Raw genomic sequence first — 20,565 nt, forward strand, 5'->3', positions numbered from 1 at the left:
GGACACCAAGTGCGCATCGTTTACTGTGCGGACTACCAGGGTATCTAATCCTGTTTGCTCCCCGCACCTTCGCACCTCAGCGTCAGTCATGCGCTCGGAGGCTGCCTTCGCCACCGGTGTTCTTCCTGATATCTACAGATTTCACCCCTACACCAGGAATTCCGCCTCCGCCTCGCTGACTCAAGCCCGGCAGTATCGGGCGCTGCGGCGGGGTTGAGCCCCGCCATTTCACGCCCGACTTACCGGACCGCCTACATGCCCTTTACGCCCAATGATTCCGAACAACGCTCGCACCTTACGTGTTACCGCGGCTGCTGGCACGTAATTAGCCGGTGCTTGTTCTCGCCCTACAGTCAGACGCGGCCCATTGCCTGGCCGCGCCGTTCCTCGGACGCCAAAGGACTCTGCAACCTTCCGGCCTTCATCGTCCACGCGGCGTCGCTCCGTCACGCTTTCGCCCATTGCGGAATATTCTTAGCTGCTGCCTCCCGTAGGAGTCTGGGCCGTATCTCAGTCCCAATGTGCCCGGCCAACCTCTCAGTCCGGGTACCCGTCGTAGCCTTGGTGGGCCTTTACCCCGCCAACTAGCTGATGGGACGCGGGCCGCTCCTCCGGCGGAGCCGAGGCTCCTTTCCCCGCACGGTTCCGGCCCGTGCGGCCTTATCCGGTATTACCCTGTGTTTCCACAGGCTATCCCCGTCCGGAGGGTGCGTCACCCACGCGTTACTCACCAGTCCGCCGCTCTAGGAAGAAAGCAAGCTTCCTTCTTGCCGCCCGACTTGCATGCTTAAGACGCGCCGCCAGCGTTCGTTCTGAGCCAGGATCAAACTCTCCATGATTATTCTAAAGCCCCGAGGGGCTCAAGATTACCATAAATAACTAATCCCCTGACCAACCTTGATTGATTAGGAACGCCTTGGAGAAGCTCTCGCCCTCCGCTGGCTTTGTTTAATGTTTTGTTGACATGTACTATTGCCTTTCCGCAATTTTTCCTGTATTGTTTTTAAGGAAACTTTACGGAAATCCGTCATATCCTTTCCCTTCACTTGCCTGTCTGCTGTTCAAAGAACTTTGTGACCGCCGCACTTGTTGTCAGCGGGTGAGGATAAATATATCACGACATACATTTTGTGTCAACAGAAATTTTATTTTTTTTCGAAAATTTTTCATTTTTTTTCATTTTTTTTATTTTTCACGATTTTCCCCATTTTTATGCTTAAAAGCCCCGCTATTGCTCTCAAATCCCCGCTGCTCTATAATTGAAGAAAAATCACACTTCATGATAGACTATTTAACTCAATTAAATTATAATATTCTTATTAAGGAAAAGTGATGGCAAAAGCATTAAATGCAGATAAATTGCAAAAAGTTTTCGAGACAGAAAAACTCTTGAATGAAATTCGAGATACAGATGTCCTTTTGGAGCGCATACTCACGGAAGCAAGGGCAATTGCAAACGCAGATGCCGGTTCAATTTATGTAATTGAAGACAAACAGCCTTCTGCGGTTCCAGTTGCTGCTTACACAGAAGAAGAGTCGGCTTTTAAAGGAAAGCTTCTCCGAATCAAGTATGCTCAAAACGCAACCCAGCAAAAAAAGGCAAAACCGGAATCAAAATCACCGTATGTCTATTTTACGGTACCGATTACAAAATCATCTATCGCCGGATACTGTGCATGTACCGGGCAAACTCTCAACATAGCTGATGCATACCACATCGAAGGTGACACTCCATACAAATTCAACAACAGTACCGATATTTCAACAAATTATAAAACAGTCTCTATGCTTACCGTGCCGCTCATTACCAGCAGCGGCCAGACTTTGGGGGTCCTGCAAATAATCAATGCGAAGGATTCCAACGAAAATCCCATCCCTTTCAGTGACGAATCAGTCGAATTCATAAAGCAATTCGCTTCAAGCGTTACACAAACTCTTGAACACACATACCTCACAAGCAACATGATTAAGCGCATGCAGCGAATGGCAGAATTCCGCGATCCAAAAGAAACTGGCTCGCATGTAGAGCGAGTTTCAGATTTTTCACTTGAAATTTACGACCAGTGGGCTCTGAACCACAACATCCCTAAAGAAGAAAGGATGAAATACCGCGACATACTCAAAATCGCTGCAAAATGCCATGATCTTGGTAAAGTCGGAATTTCCGATGTGATTCTAAAAAAACCTGGGCCGGGTCGATTTAACATAGAGGAACGCTCTATAATGATGGGGCACACCTGCATCGGAGCACAGCTTTTCTCAGAGCCGGAATCAGACATTGATGCCATGTCGCGTGATGTTGCCCTTCACCATCATGAATGGTGGGATGGAAGCGAAAACGGCTATCCAGGAAACATTGATTATCTATCTTATGAAATCGGAAAACCTGTTGGCCAGACAAGACCACTAAAAGGCGAAGAAATTCCTCTGGCTGCAAGAATCGTTGCAATAGCGGATGTTTTTGATGCACTTTCTCACAGCCGTGTATACAAAGAGGCATGGTCCATCGATGATGCCTTTATGGAAATTCAGGGGCTTTCCGGAAAGCAGTTTGACCCCTCACTTGTGCTTGCATTTGTTGAGGTTAAAGACAGAATTATTCAGATAAACTCCGCATACGAGCGCATGGAAAAATAGATTTGCAAAGCTGGTGCTCAAAAAGCATCAGCGTGCATTTTAACATTATAGATGTCAGCGATTATATGTTTCTGAAGTTCTTCGCTGTATACGCTTGAAAATTTTCTAAGCTCTTTATCACCGTAATAGTTTCCTTTATTGGAACCGAAACCGATTTCAGAAAGATTCAAGCTGAATTCCCTTTCCCTAAGCTTATCCTCGATGTTATCTTTTGAAAAAATTAAACCGCGGTCATTCATGACGCATATTTTTTTTTCAACGAGGCGGGCAGCAAAAAGAATATCCCTTGTAAGCACTATATCATTTGCAGAAGTATTTGAAAAAATATAGTTGTCCGCAGAGTCCTTCCCCTTTTCACAGACAATCATTTTTACTTCTGGATTTTTCACCTTGATTTCATGATTTGCAACCATGCAGACTTTTACTTTTTGCGGAATGGAATGAGAGATAAGAAAATCACGGGCTCTAACAGGAAAAGAATCTGCATCAACCCACACAGAAAAATTATACATTACTGCAAGGCCTTTTCAATTTTTTCAATCATAAGCTTTGTAAGTCTCTCTGCCTCGTTACTGTCTTCTTCATCAGTAAAAATTCCGGCATTCTCACCCCCACGAGCAAGCTGTGCCTTGGACTTTTCTTTATACAGCTCATCGCACAAAATAATACCAGCAAGAGCCGAAACCTGAAGAGGACTTTTTAAGCTGTCCGAACGCTGAATCCGTCCGACAATTCTCTTATAATACCCGAGAAGTTTAAGAAGATACTCATCATCCTCATTCGCCTGAATGACAAAGGGCTGATTGAAAACATCGATTTGGAGAGAACCCATAGACTAGAAAATATCAAACATCGGCTGAGAAGAATCAGGATTCTCAGAAGCAGAATTCTGACCATCAGACATTTCTGGATTCTGACCAGAAATCATTCCATTCTGAATATTCGACGGCTCGGACTCACCGAACTCAAAAGCAACATCTGATGCAAGAGTCTCTGTATTTACAGGCTCCTGAGCTTCAAACTGCGGCTGTACAAATTCTTCATGAACAGGATTTTCTGGATTTGCGTCAAAATCTCCCTGGATTGACTCTTCGACAGACGGTTGTACAGACTGTTCTTCTGACAAGACCGTTTGCTCTGAAACTGATGAATTTTCGCCATGCTGCGGAGAGATTTGTAGATTATTGACAGCAGCTACAGCTGGCTGATTGACAGGATTTTGATTAAGAGAGGATTGAGCCGCTCCAGCTGCCGAAAGAACAATGTTTTCAACAGCATTAAGACGGCTCAGAGCCTTCAGGATGCCCTCCTCGATTTTGCCCTGATCATTCTGAAAAGATGAAAACTGCTCCGATTTTGCATTAAGTGCGTTTGAAAGCTCTGCGCATTTTCTACGCAAAGCAGCATTTTCTGCATTAAGCTGTTCGATTTTTTTAACAGCGCTTTCAACCCTTTCTTCAAGCAACAGAACTTGATCGATAGAAATCATGCACCCCTCCAGGCTCAGTAAAATTTACGCTTCGAGAGCTTTTTTTGCAGCCTCAACAACAGCCTTGAAAGCTACAGGATCTTCGATTGCAAGGTTAGACAAAGCCTTGCGGTTGAGTGTGATTCCAGCCTTTGTAAGACCATTGATAAATCTTGAATATGAAAGACCTTCCTCGCGAACTGCTGCATTGATACGAGCAATCCACAACTGGCGGAAATCGCCTTTGCGGTCGCGGCGGTCAACATAAGCATGGCGGAGAGCCTTTACAACAGCGTCTTTTGCTGCCTTATAGTTTGTTCCGCGTCGTCCTGTGAAACCGCTTGCAAGCTTCAAGATTTTTGCACGGCGGTTATTGCGTTTTGTTCCATCTACTGCTCTAGACATTCTTTACTCCTTATAACCTTTAAATTAACCGTACGGAAGCAACTGCTTGCGGATTTTTGCTGATGAATCCTCAGAAAGGATACCTGCGTGACGAAGATGCAACTTGCGTTTTGCTGATTTCTTCGTCAAAATATGGCGAAGGTTCATCTTCTTGTACTTTACTTTGCCTGTTCCAGTAAAAGAGAATCTTTTAGCTGCGGCTTTCTTTGTCTTCATTTTTGGCATTTTGCCACCTCTTAATTAACTAAAGTACTTCCACACCGGGAAGATTTAAACTCTAGCTTATTTGGCCTTGGCGTTCAATGTCATTGACATAAACCGCCCTTCCATTGCGGCAGGCTTCTCGATGGTGTATGAACCTTCGGTCAACCTTTTCAATACTTCGTTCAGAACATCGTAGCCGAGTTCGGTATGGGCAAGCTCACGACCGCGGAAACGGATTGTAACCTTAACCTTATCGCCTTCGTCCAAGAATTCCTGAACATGTTTTGCCTTAGTATCAAGGTCGCCGGCACCAATCTTTGGCTGCATACGAATTTCCTTGAGCTTAAGGGCTTTCTGGGCCTTGCGGGAATCACGGAGCCTTTTTTCCTGCTCGAACCGATACTTACCGTAGTTTAAGATTTTACAAACCGGCGGATTAGCGTTTGGCGAAACTTCTACAAGGTCAAGTTCCCTTTCTTTTGCCAATTCCAGAGCCTCACGAGTGGGAACAATCCCATTCTTTCCGCCCTCATCGTCAATAAGTCTGACCTCGCGTACACGAATCTGTTCATTGATTCGCAAACCTTTTGTATCTGCCAACATTCCTCCTTGTGTTCATAAAAAACACTACTGCAAATATGTCCTTAGATTATATCAAAATAATCAAAAGTATGTCTAGTGATTTTCAACCAGAAACAAACATAATTAGCAATTAGAAGTGGAACAGCCTTCACCGCCCGTTTTTTTCAGCAGACAGAAGTAAAGTGGACCTGCACCGCCAGCTTTATCCGGGAGAATTTGTGCTCCGTATTCAGTTTTTTCATATTCGGGAAGTTCGTTTGAAATAAAATTACTGTAATTCAAAGAAATCTCTGGTTCAAGGATTATCGCATTCTTGAATTTTTTGAGCAGTTTCGCAATCACATTGTCATTTTCATCTGGTGAAAGCGCGCATGTAGAATATAGAAGAAAACCTTCAGGTCGCAGCATTCTCCATGCGGAAGACAAAAGAGCCCACTGAGCCATCGACAGTGTTTTTATCCTTGAGGGCGACCACTCAGAAAGATATTTTTCATCGAGAAAAACATGGCGTTCTGAAGAACACGGGGCATCAAGCAGAATCGCATCGAATGAAGATTCATTTGCCCGGCACATCTGTGCTCCATCCTTGCAAATTACGGTAACTCTCTCGCGAATTTGTTCTGGAAGGCAGTCACGGACAGTGTTCAAAAGTCGGTTTTTACGGTCAGGCGAGCGCTCATTTGAAAGCAGATTTGCGTCATCAGCCATGTTTGAAGCAAGAACCAAAGTTTTTCCGCCGGGAGCCGCGCACAAATCGAGAATGTCGGTAGCATCTTTTAAAGGAAGGGAAACTGCCGCACGCACTGAAGCCGAATCCAGAAAGTAAGACTTTTCACCGCCAGCCTTCCATTCAGCATAATCACTTTCAAGAGGAAATGCCGCTTTTAAGGCCTGCCAACGGTCGGCAAAAAGATTTGAATAATATTCTTCAAAACCGGCAGCCCCGCTCAATTTTTTGTTTTTTTCAGACTGTTTCATTTTCCCATTCCGTAGGCTTTCATGCCGGCATTGTAATCACTGTCAAATTTCTTCAAGTCAAACTCAGCATAATCAGGATTCACACGCACTGAAAAAACAGGACTTTCAAGCTCTGCAGAAGAAAGATTTTCCGCAGAATCAGCAACTTCTGACATTTCAAGGATTCCAGCCTCGATTTTATAGCGGATTACATTTTCGACAGCCTGAGAAATCTTTTCTTTTAAAGCCGGATTTTTCTCAGAGTTTTCGATAAGAATTTTAGCAACAGAACCAAAGCGTTTTTCAGAGAGCATGATTACATCAACTCCTGCTTCGATAGCCTGTACTACAGCAAGTTCCGGAGGCCATCCGTTTTTGGCGAGGGCACCCATAAAAATGTCATCCGAAAGGATAAGGCCTTTAAAATCAAGTTTTTCGCGCAGAATCTGAGCAACCCAAAAATCAGAGAGACAGGCAGGAGTTTTTGCCCCGGCATAAGAATCATCATCAGTGAGGGTGATTCTTGCATGACTCATAAGAACTGCTGAAGAGCATGGAAGAAGATTTTTGAAAGGCTCGATATAATTTCTTTCAAGTTCAGCTTTTGTAATAACGATTTCGGGTAAGCCTGTATGAGGGTCGGTGCTGGAATTTCCCGGAAAATGCTTGAGAACCGTGGCGATGCCGTTTTCTTCATAGCCGCAGACCGCATTTTTTCCATAAGAAAGCACATCGTCAAGATTTCCGAAAGTGCGCGTATCCAGAAAATCCCGGTTTGACTCGTTTTCTACCTCAACGACAGGCGCAAGATTCATGTGGAATCCAAGGTTTTTCATTTGCCTTGCCTGCGCAGAATACAGTTCAGACGCCCCCTCAAGCGAAAAAGAGGCGGCAACTTTTTTTTGAGACCAGAGAACGCTTGTAAGCCCGCGTAAACGGTTCACATCGCCTCCTTCCTGATCAACCGCGACAAAAGGCGGCGGATTATTATTCTCGATGTAAAAATCACGGATTGACTTGATATAATCGTAAGTTTCGAGGGGATCTTTTGAAATGTTGTATGAAAAAAGAAGCACTCCGCCAGGAACAAGAGGCTCCCCCTCATCATATTTTCCATATAAAGAGCCTGTTTTTTCGACTGATGAATATTTTTGATTCCCCTCGATGTTTACAAGAAAAAGCTGAGAAATTCTGACCTCATCGGAAAGACTTGCGGCATATTCTTTAACTGCCTGATTTTTCGCCATCTCGATTCGTTCAAGGCGCTGTTTTTCTTTTAAAAGACGCTCTGCTTCGATTTGCTCAGGGGTAAGTTTTTTAGTGCATGAAAAGAAACTGCATGCTGCGCAGAACAAACACAATGTTTTTACGCGGAAGAACACAGACAAACTCGGTTGATTCATAAGTTGATTCTAGCAAAAAAAAATCTGCGTGCATACACTACAGTTAAAATTTTTGTGTTATACTATCCGCATGAGAAAGATTACTATTATTACAGGCGCAAGTTCCGGCATGGGTGCTGAATTCGCGCGGCAGATTTACAGAAACCTTCAGAATAAAAAAGAAGAAGCCTCAGGCGACGAACTCTGGCTTTTTGCCCGCAGTAAAGAAAAACTCGAAGGTGTAAAAAACGAACTTGAGAATGTGAAAAACACAATTCCTGAATCAGAAAGTTCAGAAACGGATGTTCAGGAATCAGAAGCAAGCGAATCAGAAAATCCAGAGTTGGAAAGCGAAGGAATCAAAATCGAAAAAACAGCAGAAGAAGTCCGCAATGAAGAGCGCTCGCCGAAAATCAAAGTCATTCCGATGAATCTTGCAGGAAAGGAGGGCGTAAATCTTTTCAAGACATTTCTCGCAACCGAAAAGATTTCAGGAGGCTACGAAATCGACCTTGTAGTAAACAATGCAGGATTCGGAACTTACGGACCATTTGATGAAACAGACTTGGACCGAGAGCTTGAGATGATTGACTTGAACTGCACCAGCTTAACAGGAATATGCGGGGCTGTCCTCCCCTTCCTGCATAAAGGCTCATCAATAATAAATGTCGCTTCACTTGCTTCATTTCTCCCTCTCGGAAATTTTGCTGTATATGCGGCGACAAAGGCTTATGTCCTTTCATTTTCCGTGGCACTGGCAGCAGAACTTAAAGACAAGAAAATCAAAGTCAGCGCACTCTGTCCGGGAAGCGTTTCGACCGATTTTGCAAATGTCGCTTCAAACGGCGTGAGAAAAGAAGTCCTCAACGGGAAAGACCCGGTTAAAGTTGTCGAGCACTGTCTTAAAAAGGCGAAAAAGGGCAAGAAAATCATTCTATGGAACGCAAAATGGAAATTCACCGCTTTCATGAGTCATTTTATAGGCAGATATTTGTGCGCGAGATACACCTTCAAATATAATAAGAGACCGCACTAAGGCGAGAAAACCGGCGATAAAGAAAATTCATTGAAATATCGTTTCTTATGGTGTATAATTTCAAGAAATTTTAAAGGGATTTTGGAAAATTCAGTTTTTTTTCGAAATTCCTTAAATCCTTTTCGGTCTGGAGTCGAATCGATTTATGGTAGTTATTGCAGTCAGTCTAATTCTTCTCGTACTAATAGGCTTTCTCATTGTTTTTGTAATAAAATCCTTTGCAGCCCCCAAAAAAATTGATGCCATAAACAAGCTCATCAAGCAGCAGAAATACGCGGCCGCACAAAAGACAGCCAAGGCCCTTATCGCAAAAGATCCGAGGGATTTTCACGCTCATTACTATCTGGGCAAAGCATATCTTGCAGACCGAAAGAACGAACTTGCCCTCATGGAATTCAAAAATGTTGCACAGAACGCAATTTTTGACGCACAGCTCCCAGAAACAGAATTCCGCAAGCAGCTCTCTCAGCTCTACCTTAAATTCAACCAGCTTGATGACGCACTCAAAGAGTTTCTCCTGCTCACAAAGATGGAACCGACAAACGCAGAAAATTTCTATCAGTGCGGTAAAATTTATGAGCAGCAGAATAACGCTGAAAGCGCGCTGGGGTTCTATCAAAAAGCCATAAAATTCAACAAAAAACACATAAAGGCATGGACCGGCATGGGTATGATTCTTTTTCGGGCAAAGCAGTACGGCGATGCCAAAAAGGCCATCGACTATGCCATAAAGCTCAGTCCCGAAAGCTTCTCTTCTTACTATTATCTTGGAAAAATACAAAAAGAAGGAAAGGAATACCCGGCTGCAGTAAAATCTTTTGAAAAAGCCTGCCGTGATCCGGAATTCAAGCAGAGGGCGCTTCTCGAACGAGGCTCGTGCTACATGATGGCCGGCGCAATGGATAACGCCCAGCTAGAATTTGAAAAGGCTGTCAAAGCAAGCAAGGATGAAAAATCACAGGAAACGCTTTACGCCCGTTATTTCCTTGCATCCTGCTTCGAAAAGAACCGCAAGATTGACAAGGCAATCGAACAGTGGCAACTCATATCAAAAGCTAACCACAATTTCCGTGATGTCGCATCTAAACTATCGGAATACAAGGATTTACAGTCAAATGATAGTCTCAAGGAATATCTCACGAGCTCAAATTCTGAATTCGTAGAGATATGCAAAAAGGCCGCTCTTGCCGGATTCAACCTTTCAGCCCAGACTTGCGAAGAAACAAAATGGGGATGTCAGCTTTTCGCTACAGAAGCAAGAAAAGACGACTGGATGAACATGCGGAAACAGCTTTATCTTGTCAATTTCTACCGCATCACGGATCCTATCGAAGATGCAGAGGTAAGGCGTACACTCGATCTTTCAAAGGCAAAGAACTGTACAAAGGCATTTGCCTGTACAAGTTCAGAATTCACGACAACGGCAATAAGATTCGCCGAAAATAGGCCGATTGAACTTGTCTCCAAAGAAAAACTGGAGGGTATTCTTGCCAAGGCAGGAATTTAAATGAAGATTCTCTGCGTATCAGACCAGATTGATCCTCTCGTATACAGCACAAGCGCAAAGGAACGCTTCGGTGACATAGACTTGATTCTCTGTGCAGGCGACTTGCCTTCCGACTATATTGATTTTATCGTCTCCACGCTTAACAAACAAACCTACTTTATCTTCGGAAACCATAATCTTTCCGAATTTGGCTATTATCACAAGCAAAAACGGCAGAAAGGTCCTCATCCGACATGGCGTGAAGAAAGTGCCCTTGATTTAAGAGGAAGTTTCGGAGCGATTTACGCAGGCTTCAAGGTTCTAAAAGACAAAAAACTGCCTATGCTCAAAAAAAACGGTAAAAAAAGGCCTCTTCTGATAGCAGGGGCATCAGGCTCAATACGCTATAACAACGGTCTGAACCAGTACACTAATCTGCAGATGCTTCTCAAACTTCTTGCCATGACACCAAGGCTTCTCATCAACAAAATGCTCTACGGAACATACCTTGACATATTCCTTACACACGCTGCCCCACGGCATATCCACGACAAGGAAGATCCATGCCACAAGGGATTTGAATGCTTCAATTGGTTCATAAAAAAATTTCAGCCGGCCTATCTGGTGCACGGACACATACATCTTTACGACATGAACACGCCCAGACTGACCAAATCAGGCGAAACTACTGTCGTAAACGCCTACAGCCACACAATTCTTGAACTTGAAAATGACGGCATGAACACTAATAAAACGGAGGGTTAGTTTACATGGGTGAATTCATGACATCAAGCGAAACCGAAGAGGATTTTTCGAAGGCCAGACACAAGGCTCTTTTTAATGAAGTGCAGCACTTTCTCAACCCTGATGAAGCGACGCTGATATCACTCTCGGACATAAAAAAACTACTCAAACCGGAAAACGAAGTTTACAAAGGAATGCAGACGGTTCCTGTAAAACTGATTGTTGGCAGCGAAGGGCGATATAACGATTTTGACAACCGATTTTTTCCAAAAAGCCTTCACTTAAAATCAAGGTGGGAACATATCGATATGGCCCACATAAACGATATTCCCCTTCCCCCGATCTCGCTTTATGAACTTGGAGGAGTGTATTTCGTTCGCGATGGTAATCATCGTGTTTCGGTTGCCATGTCAAAAGGGGTAGAATTTATAGATGCAGAAGTAGTAAGTCTCCAGAGTGAAATCAAGCTGCATCCGGGAGATTCCTTCAAAAAAATGACCCGGCAGGTCATAAACTATGAAAAAAGGGTTTTCTACACAGAAACAGGATTCGGGGATGTCACGGATTTCTGGGCAATCGATTTTTCTGTTCCTGGCCAATACGATGTTATTTACAATCATATCCTCACACACAAGTACTATATCAATCTGAACAGCAGTGAAGAACTGGGAATGGACAAGGCAATGCAGTCATGGCTGCTTCATGTGTACCTTCCGGTCATCAAAATCATCGACAAATACCACATAATGAAATATTTCCGACACAGGACAAAGAGCGACCTTTATGTCTGGATGATAAAATACTGGGATGAAATCAAAGGCAAATTCGGCTCGGAACTCACGCTTGAAGACATCGCAACACCTTTTATGCAGACTTTTGGTGAAAGTCCGCTCTCTCATTTCAAAAATAAGATAAAAGGCATCATTTTTAAGAAGAAAATCAGAAATCAACCTCAAATTAAAACTTGACGGTAAGATATTCAGATGCTACAATTATAAAATATGTAGAGGAAGCGTGGGTTGTGTTATCAATCCTCGTTTCAATATAAGGGAGTCAAATGTTTACATCAGACGCAATTTCTTATGTTCCTTTGTTCGGCACCGCGATTGTGTCAGGCATTATTGCAGTGCTACTCACAATCATTAAGGTAAGAAAAACCGCAAAGGTAAGTTTTATTGCATATTTTGCGCTGGCTGTAGTGATAATCGCGTGTGTCTACACTGCGTTACATCCGGGCATGATGCTATTCGCACTTCTATTGCTGCTCACTTCTCTTCTTTTTATTCCTTACTGTATCATGCTTGTCTTTGGAAAGCCGCAGGAATTCGCAAAAGAGGAAGAAGTAGAAGAAGAGGTTGAGGAAACAAAACCAGAGGTTGTCGTAGAAGAAATTCAAGTCGAAAAAATCGATCTTATTCAGAAGGGCAAAGCTTTCGTTGCGCTCGCAGCAGATTCATTCTCAGATAAAGACGGGATGCAGAACTTGCTTGATGCCATCAACAAAACCTGTATTGAGGTTACGAAGGCTCATGGTGGTGCAATCCTTATGGTTGATGAATTTGAGGATTTAATCACAGTTAAATCTTTCACAGGCGATTTTCCGCCTCCTTATAAACTGCCGGAAGATTTGCCTCACAAACCGCTTCGTGTATCAACCAGTTTCAAATATGCGCAGTTTCCTCTTCGCGACAACATCTTCGGTGAAGTTGCCACAGCAGGTAAAGCAGAACTTCTTTCAATTCCAAAAATGGATGAAAGAATCTATGAAAACGAACCAGAAGATTTCTTAAAACTCGGAAGTTTCATTTTTATTCCACTCAGAATGCCTGGTAAAGATGTCGTAGTTGGAGTACTTGCACTTTCACGCAACCCAGATACAGATCCATTTGGCGATCAGGAATTTGACTGGGCACAGACACTTGCAGGCTTCGCTGAATCAGCCCTCAAAACGGCGCTCAACTTTAAGCAATACACTGAGAAACAGGAACTTACGAAAGAAGCAGATATCGCTTCAAATATCCAGCTTTCACTTCTGCCAAAAAAACTTCCTCCAATGCAGGGTCTTAACATCGGTACATATGCTGAACACACCTCAGGTGTATGTTCAGACATCTATGATGTAATTCCTGCCCGACAAGACAGAATAGCCTTCATTGTAATGGATGTTGCAGGCAAAGGAATGAATTCACTGCTTGTAATGGCAATGATTCGCTCGATGTTCCGCTTAATCGTAAACACAACTCAATCAGCAGGTACAATCCTCAGTTGGGCTAATAGAGGTGTATGTAGTGAATTGAATGTAGATCACTTTGCATCAGTTGCACTCATCAACTACGACCCAACAAAAAAGAAGGTTCAGCTTTCGACAGGTGGAAGCGTTCCTGTCTACCGTTATAATGTAGCTAAGGAAGCTGTAGAAAAGCTATCCGTAACTTGTGAGCCAATCGGTATCGAAAAAACTACAAGTTATAAGGATATAGAGTTTACAGCAAGCCAAGGAGACATTATAATATGTTATACGGATGGTTTGGTTGAAGCATTAAATGCCCAGGGGCAGCAATATTCTCTGGCAAGCTTGACCAATATCATAAAAGCGAATGCTAAATTGCCGGGTAAGGACATCGCAAACCTGGTAAAAACCGATATCAAGAAGTTTATTGGCAACGAAACGCTGCGCGATGACCAGACTCTTCTTGTGATTAAAATTCAGTAACTAAAGGAGTTAAAATTTATGGAACTGAAAATTAGAAAAAATGGAGAAGTTTATATCATAGATGTAAACGGCGAAATGGATCTTTACAACTCCTATAAATTAAAGGAACTCGTCATGAAAATGCTTGAGAAAAATGTAAAGAGCTTCATCATCAACCTTGAACAGGTAGATTACATCGACTCGTCTGGAATCGGTGCATTGATTTACATCTGCTCAACAATCAAAAAGATGAACCTCAAACTTGCCATCTCAAACATTCATGGCTCTGTAAAGAAGGTTATCGAACTCACAAAACTTATGGGATACTTCCCTATCGCAAACAGCGTAGAAGAAGCTCTTCTCATGGTTAATGAGTAAGTGGATTTTCACTTTAACAAACATACAGGAGATGTAAATTAATATGGAACAAATTAAAGAATTGCGTTCAGACGACAACGATCCGTTGTTCGATACAACAAATATGCTTTACAAGGAATTCCCTTCAGATTTCCGTCAGATCCGTTATTTCACGCTTCTTATCGTTCAGTCAGCACCCCTTGAAATTAAGGAAATCAACCTTCTTGAGCAGCAGATTTCCGAAGTTATCAAAAATGCTGTAAAGCACGGAAACAACTGTGATATCAACAAGAAAGTAAGAGTCTGGTATTCATTCAGCCCGTCACACGCACATCTCATCGTACAGGACGAGGGTGAAGGTTTCAAAGATTTGGAAAAATGGAACGACTTCAATAGAAAGCGATTGCAGGCTCTTCACGAGTCAAACTTTGAGGAACTGGCAAACTATGTATCATTCCGTACAAAAAAATCGGATGATCAGGATGGCGGTAACGCTCTTTTCGCAGCACTTGAATATTGGGATGGCGGCTATGTTTACAACGGAAAACGCAACGGCGTAGCAATGCTTAAAAAGTTCCAGAAAAAACACCTAGGTGTAGCAGTAGAAGACTAAACAATTCAAACGCGGTTCAAAATCGAGCCGCGTTTTTTTTATTTTTTGGCAACAGATTTTAACACTTCAAGAGTTTCAAGGGCAGTGGCTTCCCAACTAAATTTTTTAGACCAGTCAATTCCTTCTTTTATCATTTTTTTGCGGAGTTTCGTATCTGTAGAAATTTTTTCAATTGCTGATGCTATTTCTTCAAGATTTGTACTGTCAAAAAGAATTGCCTTTTCACCAGCAATTTCCTGCAGGGAACCAGCCTTTGAACAAGCGACAGGAACTCCAGTTGCCATTGCCTCCAAAACAGGAAGCCCTACCCCTTCAATTTCCGAAGGAAAGAGACAGCCTTCACTTCCCGCATATAAGGCAGGAAAACTGTCATGAGGAAAATAACCCGTGAGAAAAATATCTGATGAAAATTGTGATTCAAGTGCAGTTTTCTTAATAGATTCAGAGCAAGCCCCCTCATTACCCGCAAGCACGAGTCTATGGGGCAGGCCAGTTTTCTTTTTAAAAATCTCAAAGGCCTTTATAAGCTCAACATGACGCTTTAACGGCGATGACATTGTAGATGCATACAAAAAATACGGACGACGAATCGCAAAGGGTTTAATCATCTCACTTTCAGAAGTAATAAGTTCCCTAGGATAAAATAGAGAATGATTGATTCCGCTGTGGACAACACATATTTTGTTCTGGTCAATACCGAGCCTTCTCAAATCCTTTTTGACGAATTGACTTGGAGCAATGATTTTATTGACCCTTTTTAATGATGATTTAATTCTGCAGGTTTCGGCAAAACTTTTCGTGTTAAAAAGCTCAGAAACAATGTCGTTAACAACCGCAACCGAAGGCGTCGTAAAAAAAAGCGGCATAGCATAAGACGCAGCCGGAAAAAGAATGGCATTATATTTTTGTTTTTTGGCAAAAAAACCGCAGGCAAAAATATGCCAGGCCTTTTCCGCACGCTCATCATCCGGTAAAAGCACCCGCTCGAAAGCAAGATTGCTGTCACGGCCATAAGTGTAGCGGTCAATTTCAGCCCCAAAAAGTTCGAAATTAATTTCATCAGAATTCTGAAATTTTTGAGAAATAGAGCTTAGATAGGACCCGACTCCTGATTTACCGTGCTCGCAGCCGAAAGTGTCTATGCCAATTTTCATGATTTTATCAACCTTTTTGATTATAGCAAATTATTTGCTTCTCTGCTATAGTAGAAGAATGGATTCAGAAAACACAAAAGACATCAGTTTTAAGGCAAAGGATTTCGCATCACTCGAAATCGAAGAAAAATATATTGAAAAACTCGCCGGATTTCAAATCACTGAACCTACCGCCGTTCAGTCGCAGGCAATTCCTGAAATCCTAAAAGGCACATCTCTGCTCTTTCAAAGTGAAACAGGAACTGGAAAAACACTGGCATATCTTCTTCCGCTTTTACAGAATATCGAAAAAATCGACAATCCAAAAAAAGAAGTTAGAATCGTAATCATTTCACCAACAATCGAGCTTGCATCTCAAATCAAAACCCAGGTGCAGCTTGTTACCGATTCAAAGGCAGCACTTTTTGTAGGCGGCGCTCCAATCAAAAGACAGGCTGAAACCCTCAAAGAAAAACCTCTTGTCGTAATCGGGGGACCGGCACGACTTCTGGAACTTTTTCACTTAAAAAAACTGAAGCTCGACGGAGCCATGGCTGTAGTTCTTGATGAAGTTGATCGTCTGATTTCACCAGAGCTTCGTGATGAAACGATTGAACTGATTTGCGCGATGAAAAAAGACATCCAGTTGATTGCAGCCAGTGCGACCATCACAAAATCAACACGCCAAATCTTACAAAACACAAGAATTAAACAAAATGGCACAACAGAAAGCGATTTAAAGACACTTTTCCTTCCACCGGAAGATGTCCTTAGAAAAAGAATCACGCATTACGCACTTTTTGCTGAAACAAGAGATAAAATCGACACATTGCGCAAACTTCTTATTGCAGAAAAACCTGAAAAAGCACTAATTTTTACATCAAAAATCGATCAAGTCGCAAACATCGTCTCAAAACTCAAATACAAAAACATAGAATGTTATGCGCTCACGGCAAAAACCGAAAAAACAGAACGCAAGGCAACAATCGACCGTTTCAGAAGCGGAAAAATCAAAATTCTCGTAACGAGCGACCTTGTAGCCCGCGGAATGGATATCCCGAACATTTCTCATGTAATCCAGATGGATATGCCTAGCGATGACGACTTTTTTATCCATAGAGCAGGAAGAACGGCACGAATGGGTAAAACAGGAATCAATATCGTAATCGGCGATGGTTATGAAATGCGAAAATATGCCGCAATCGAGAAAAAACTCAAAATCACCGTATACCCAAGAATGCTTTATAAGGGAAAATTGGTCGATCCAAACACTCTGGGCCAACAGGAAAAAGCAAAAGAAAGCGATGATTAACATTTTACGCAAGCAGCAAGTTCTTTCTTAAATATGACTCAAATATTTTCTCTATAAATTTCATGAGAAAAACATCATTGAACTACATACGCGTTTCATGGTATATTATCAGATACTATTTCAAAAAAATGAGGTTTCCTTGTGTTTCTAAAAAGTCTGGATATATTTGGATTTAAATCATTTGCCGACAAAACCCATGTCGAATTTGCAGACGGCATCACGGCTCTTCTTGGTCCCAACGGCTGTGGAAAGAGTAATGTAGTTGATGCAGTCAAATGGGTTCTTGCAGAAAATAAGGCAAAAAATCTCCGTGCGGACACAATGGAATCGGTCATTTTTAACGGAACTGAAACAAGGCCGCCCCTCAACATTGCAGAAGTCACATTAACACTTGCAAATGAAAACGGTCTTCTTCCGCTTGATGACACAGAAATCGCACTCAAACGCCGTCTTTACCGTTCGGGCGAAAATGAATATTACATCAATAACCGCCAGGTAGGACCTACCGAAGTCCGCCGCCTTTTCATGGATACAGGTGTTGGTAAAGCAGCATATTCTGTCATGGAACAGGGTAAAATCGACCAGATTCTTTCAAGCAAACCTGAAGACAGACGCTATCTTTTTGAGGAAGCTGCTGGAATTTCGAGGAGTAAGGCTGAAGTTGCAGAAGCGGAACGCGAACTTGAACGAACAAGGCAGAATTTGGCACAAATCGAAGTCGCTCTGGCAGAAAACAAACGCAGTTACGAGACCTTAAAAGTACAAAGTGAAAAGACAATCAAATATCGTGCTCTCAAGGAAGATATTTTTAACTTTGAGCTTGATATTCAGCTTCTCAAATTAAAGGATTTTGTTCAAAATCAGGCCCGCCAGACACAGGCAAAAGAAGAGATTGCTGAAAAACGCAATGCAGTTCAGGCCGAAATCGATGAAATTCTCAATACACTCACCGAAAACAGCGATAAAATCAAGGAATTGCAGGCAAAAATGGGCGAGCTTCAGATGGAGCTTGTCCGAATCCAGACTGAAAAAACAAACAAACTCGACCAGCAGAAGCTTTTAAACGAGCAGGCCCGTCAGGTTCGTGAAAAAATCGGCACACTCGAACTCAAACAACGGTCCATTCAAGAACGAATTGATGATTTGAATGACGAAATTTCAAATCAAGACGCAGATTTGAGGGCAAAAACAAAACAAATCGAAGATGTTAAGCAGAACATTGATTCATTCGTGAACAACATTCAGAATTCACAGAATCAAATTTCTACTAATGAACAGAAAGTCAACGATAGCGAAGATGAAATCAAAAATCTCCTTGCAGAACGGGAGAATTTTCAAAAAGAACTTGAAGCAATTACTGAAGATATCGTAACTGAACTTGATGCAAAGCTCAAAGATTCAGGATTTTCATCAGCCGCAAGCAAAAAAGCGAAGGAAGAGCTGGATTCTTTAGTCGGTAAACTCAAAGTTTTTGCAGAAGGCCGTAAAAACATTTTCTCAGATTTTGCTTCTTTCAAAGGGCATTCAGAATCAGAAAATGAAACTTTTGCACAGGATGCAATAAAAGCACTTGAAGAAGTTGCAAAACTCGTTGCAGAAATTGAAGGTGCCGTCCAGAATTATTCACAGACAGTTCCTGCTTTCATCGATGATTTCTTGTCGCCGGAAGGTATCATCACAAAAAAACGCACAATCGATCAGAACATTCAGGAAAATGTTCAGCGGGTCGCAACTATCCGGGAACGAATCGATGGATTCAAATCAGAAAACATCCTCTTAATCGGAAAAATTAATGAATACAAGGATACGCTTTCTCAGCTTCGAATTTCTGAAGCGCAAATGCAGCAGCAGATTTTCAATGCCAAGCAGACGGCAGAACTCCTTAAACGCAATCTCGTAACAGAACAGAACGCACTCCGCCAAAACGAACAGGACCTTTATCTTGAGCAGAAAAATCAGGAGGACATGGATGAGCGACTTTCGGACATCGCCTCTGCCCTCTCTGAAATTGAGCGAAGAGGTTCAGAATGTGCTGCAACGATGGGAAATCTTGATGAAGAAATCAAGCGATGCAACACAAGCGTAAGCGGTAAAAAGAACGCCCTTGATAAAAAGCGCGAAGAGCAGCAGAAATATCAGTCTCAATATGAAGACTTGACTCTCAAGCTCGTCACCAGCGAAAACGACATCCGCAACATCAAGCAAAACTTCATCGAAACGCACTCCCGTGACCTCATGGAATTTGAAGAGCGGATGTATAAAATCAACACTCCGGCTGCAGTTCTTAGGGAAAAACTTTCAGATTCACGAAAAGCACTTGCAGATTTAGGTTCGGTCAACCTCATGGCACCGGAAGAATTCGGTGAGCAGAAGGAACGATACGAAAAATTGCAGGCAAGTTTCGATGATACAAATAAATCGCTCGAAAATCTTCTGCGTGTTTCCGAAGAAATCAAATCGAAATCAACAGAGATGTTTATTTCGACATACAATAAAATCAAAAAGAATTTTCACAACATGTTCCGCCGTCTCTTCAACGGTGGTCGTGGTGAATTGCGCCTGACCGACCCGCAGAATGTTCTTTCTTCAGGAATTGACATCTATGCAGAGCCGCCAGGAAAGAAATTACAGAATATCGCCCTTCTCTCCGGTGGTGAAAAAACAATGACCGCAGTTGCACTTCTTTTCGCGACATATCAGGTTCGCCCGTCTCCATTCTGTCTTCTCGATGAGATTGACGCCGCTTTGGATGACAAGAATGTCACGAGTTTTGTTAGCACACTCCGTTCATTTGCAAAACTCTCACAGTACATAGTCATTACTCACAACAAAAAAACGGTTATGGGTGCAAGTACTATGCTTGGTGTTACAATGCAGGAATCAGGTGTAAGTAAAATCATTACAATCAGCCTGGAAAAAGACATTACGACAGGCAACGCCTACGACAAAACCGAAGAATTTATCGAAGAAGATGTTCCTGATGAAGAAGGTGTCGTAATTCCACCGCGACCAGAAAAGAGAATCCATAACGCAGACGGAACCATTACTGACCCTGTAATTGAACGCTATAATGAAGAACAGAAAGAAGCCGCAAAACGCGCAAAGGCAGAAGCTAAAGCTGCAAAATTAGCGGCCGAAGAAGCAAAACAAGAAAATCCGGAGGCACAGGAAAGTAATGCTTGATTTTGGAATTGATGACATTAAAGACGCTTTCTCTGATTTTGCCCACGAAAAGCCTGTTCTTTTGGCTGTAGTCATTCTGATTGTATTTTTATTCCTTGCCGGACTCACAATTCTCATGATTCAGACAACTCCTGAAAAAAAAGTTCAGCAGATTACACAGGAACCTTTTACGCAAGATGCACCGGTCCTGATTCCAGACGCTCCTGATATCGAAAAAGAATACTACCCGAACCGAATCACAGAGAATCAATGGTCAAACGAAGAAGTCAACAAGTGGTTTACTTTTCCAGAAGATGAAACAATGACAGAACTTGAAAAAGCCAACGATAAAATCATAAATGACATAACAAGCTCCGCTCCATAAGCGCTGCCAG

General features: G+C 42.5%; 20 protein-coding genes and 1 rRNA gene. 11 read left to right on the forward strand and 10 right to left on the reverse strand.

Annotated elements, in window-relative coordinates:
• Positions 1-839, reverse strand: a 16S ribosomal RNA gene (locus tag Q0Q74_RS00995); the annotation flags it as partial.
• A gap of 493 nt (positions 840-1,332) precedes the next feature.
• Here Q0Q74_RS00995 and Q0Q74_RS01000 point away from each other — a divergent pair.
• On the forward strand, positions 1,333-2,637 hold the full coding sequence (locus Q0Q74_RS01000) for an HD domain-containing phosphohydrolase (protein WP_294427657.1): 1,305 nt from the start codon (positions 1,333-1,335) through the stop codon (positions 2,635-2,637).
• Positions 2,638-2,654: 17 nt separating this feature from the next.
• On the opposite strand, the gene Q0Q74_RS01005 is transcribed toward Q0Q74_RS01000, so the two are convergent.
• The 8 genes from Q0Q74_RS01005 to Q0Q74_RS01040 form a co-directional block, all read right to left on the reverse strand.
• The gene (locus Q0Q74_RS01005) at positions 2,655-3,134 is read right to left on the reverse strand and encodes a DUF188 domain-containing protein (protein WP_294427659.1); all 480 of its coding nucleotides are present in this window, start codon (positions 3,132-3,134) and stop codon (positions 2,655-2,657) included.
• Positions 3,135-3,148: 14 nt separating this feature from the next.
• Positions 3,149-3,469 carry a cell division protein ZapA gene (locus tag Q0Q74_RS01010; RefSeq protein ID WP_294427661.1) on the reverse strand — a complete coding sequence of 107 codons (321 nt, stop codon included), beginning with the start codon at positions 3,467-3,469 and terminating at the stop codon, positions 3,149-3,151.
• Positions 3,470-3,472: 3 nt separating this feature from the next.
• A complete protein-coding gene (locus Q0Q74_RS01015; protein WP_294427663.1) occupies positions 3,473-4,126 on the reverse strand; it encodes a cell division protein ZapB in 654 nt (217 codons plus the stop codon).
• A gap of 24 nt (positions 4,127-4,150) precedes the next feature.
• On the reverse strand, positions 4,151-4,510 hold the full coding sequence (rplT, locus tag Q0Q74_RS01020) for a 50S ribosomal protein L20 (RefSeq protein WP_294427664.1): 360 nt from the start codon (positions 4,508-4,510) through the stop codon (positions 4,151-4,153).
• A gap of 24 nt (positions 4,511-4,534) precedes the next feature.
• Positions 4,535-4,735, reverse strand: a complete 201-nt coding sequence (rpmI, locus tag Q0Q74_RS01025; RefSeq protein WP_294427666.1) for a 50S ribosomal protein L35 — start codon at positions 4,733-4,735, stop codon at positions 4,535-4,537.
• A 57-nt stretch (positions 4,736-4,792) separates the two neighbouring features.
• Complete coding sequence (infC, locus tag Q0Q74_RS01030; protein ID WP_294427668.1) at positions 4,793-5,314, reverse strand: translation initiation factor IF-3; 522 nt, start codon at positions 5,312-5,314, stop codon at positions 4,793-4,795.
• Between the two features lie 105 nt (positions 5,315-5,419).
• Entirely contained in the window at positions 5,420-6,274 is an 855-nt protein-coding gene (locus Q0Q74_RS01035; RefSeq protein ID WP_294427670.1) for an SAM-dependent methyltransferase, read from the reverse strand.
• A complete protein-coding gene (locus Q0Q74_RS01040) occupies positions 6,271-7,656 on the reverse strand; it encodes a glycoside hydrolase family 3 N-terminal domain-containing protein (protein WP_294427673.1) in 1,386 nt (461 codons plus the stop codon). The genes Q0Q74_RS01035 and Q0Q74_RS01040 overlap by 4 nt, the downstream gene beginning before the upstream one ends.
• A gap of 70 nt (positions 7,657-7,726) precedes the next feature.
• On the opposite strand from Q0Q74_RS01040, the gene Q0Q74_RS01045 reads away from it, so the two are divergent.
• The 7 genes from Q0Q74_RS01045 (at position 7,727) to Q0Q74_RS01075 (ending at position 14,563) form a co-directional block, all read left to right on the forward strand.
• Entirely contained in the window at positions 7,727-8,671 is a 945-nt protein-coding gene (locus Q0Q74_RS01045) for an SDR family oxidoreductase (protein ID WP_294427674.1), read from the forward strand.
• A gap of 145 nt (positions 8,672-8,816) precedes the next feature.
• On the forward strand, positions 8,817-10,178 hold the full coding sequence (locus Q0Q74_RS01050) for a tetratricopeptide repeat protein (protein ID WP_294427676.1): 1,362 nt from the start codon (positions 8,817-8,819) through the stop codon (positions 10,176-10,178).
• A complete protein-coding gene (locus tag Q0Q74_RS01055; RefSeq protein WP_294427679.1) occupies positions 10,179-10,922 on the forward strand; it encodes a metallophosphoesterase in 744 nt (247 codons plus the stop codon).
• 5 nt (positions 10,923-10,927) lie between these two features.
• Entirely contained in the window at positions 10,928-11,869 is a 942-nt protein-coding gene (locus Q0Q74_RS01060; RefSeq protein ID WP_294427680.1) for a transcriptional regulator, read from the forward strand.
• An 89-nt stretch (positions 11,870-11,958) separates the two neighbouring features.
• On the forward strand, positions 11,959-13,614 hold the full coding sequence (locus Q0Q74_RS01065; protein WP_294427681.1) for a GAF domain-containing SpoIIE family protein phosphatase: 1,656 nt from the start codon (positions 11,959-11,961) through the stop codon (positions 13,612-13,614).
• 18 nt (positions 13,615-13,632) lie between these two features.
• Positions 13,633-13,971, forward strand: a complete 339-nt coding sequence (locus Q0Q74_RS01070) for an anti-sigma factor antagonist (RefSeq protein WP_184658136.1) — start codon at positions 13,633-13,635, stop codon at positions 13,969-13,971.
• Positions 13,972-14,014: 43 nt separating this feature from the next.
• Positions 14,015-14,563 carry an ATP-binding protein gene (locus Q0Q74_RS01075; RefSeq protein WP_294427687.1) on the forward strand — a complete coding sequence of 183 codons (549 nt, stop codon included), beginning with the start codon at positions 14,015-14,017 and terminating at the stop codon, positions 14,561-14,563.
• 38 nt (positions 14,564-14,601) lie between these two features.
• Here Q0Q74_RS01075 and Q0Q74_RS01080 read toward each other — a convergent pair whose 3' ends face one another.
• Positions 14,602-15,717, reverse strand: coding sequence for a glycosyltransferase family 1 protein (locus Q0Q74_RS01080; protein ID WP_294427689.1), 1,116 nt, complete (start codon positions 15,715-15,717; stop codon positions 14,602-14,604).
• Positions 15,718-15,775: 58 nt separating this feature from the next.
• On the opposite strand from Q0Q74_RS01080, the gene Q0Q74_RS01085 reads away from it, so the two are divergent.
• The 3 genes from Q0Q74_RS01085 to Q0Q74_RS01095 all read left to right on the forward strand — a co-directional run bounded on the left by Q0Q74_RS01085 (position 15,776) and on the right by Q0Q74_RS01095 (position 20,555).
• Positions 15,776-17,008, forward strand: coding sequence for a DEAD/DEAH box helicase (locus tag Q0Q74_RS01085; RefSeq protein ID WP_294427691.1), 1,233 nt, complete (start codon positions 15,776-15,778; stop codon positions 17,006-17,008).
• A 141-nt stretch (positions 17,009-17,149) separates the two neighbouring features.
• The gene (locus tag Q0Q74_RS01090; protein ID WP_294427693.1) at positions 17,150-20,191 is read left to right on the forward strand and encodes an AAA family ATPase; all 3,042 of its coding nucleotides are present in this window, start codon (positions 17,150-17,152) and stop codon (positions 20,189-20,191) included.
• Positions 20,184-20,555 (forward strand): hypothetical protein, encoded by a 372-nt coding sequence (locus tag Q0Q74_RS01095; RefSeq protein ID WP_294427694.1) that lies wholly within the window; start codon positions 20,184-20,186, stop codon positions 20,553-20,555. The genes Q0Q74_RS01090 and Q0Q74_RS01095 overlap by 8 nt, the downstream gene beginning before the upstream one ends.
• Positions 20,556-20,565 lie beyond the last annotated feature (10 nt).

Origin of the sequence: uncultured Treponema sp. (assembly GCF_946187725.1) — a bacterium.
Classification (GTDB): Bacteria; Spirochaetota; Spirochaetia; order Treponematales; family Treponemataceae; genus Treponema_D.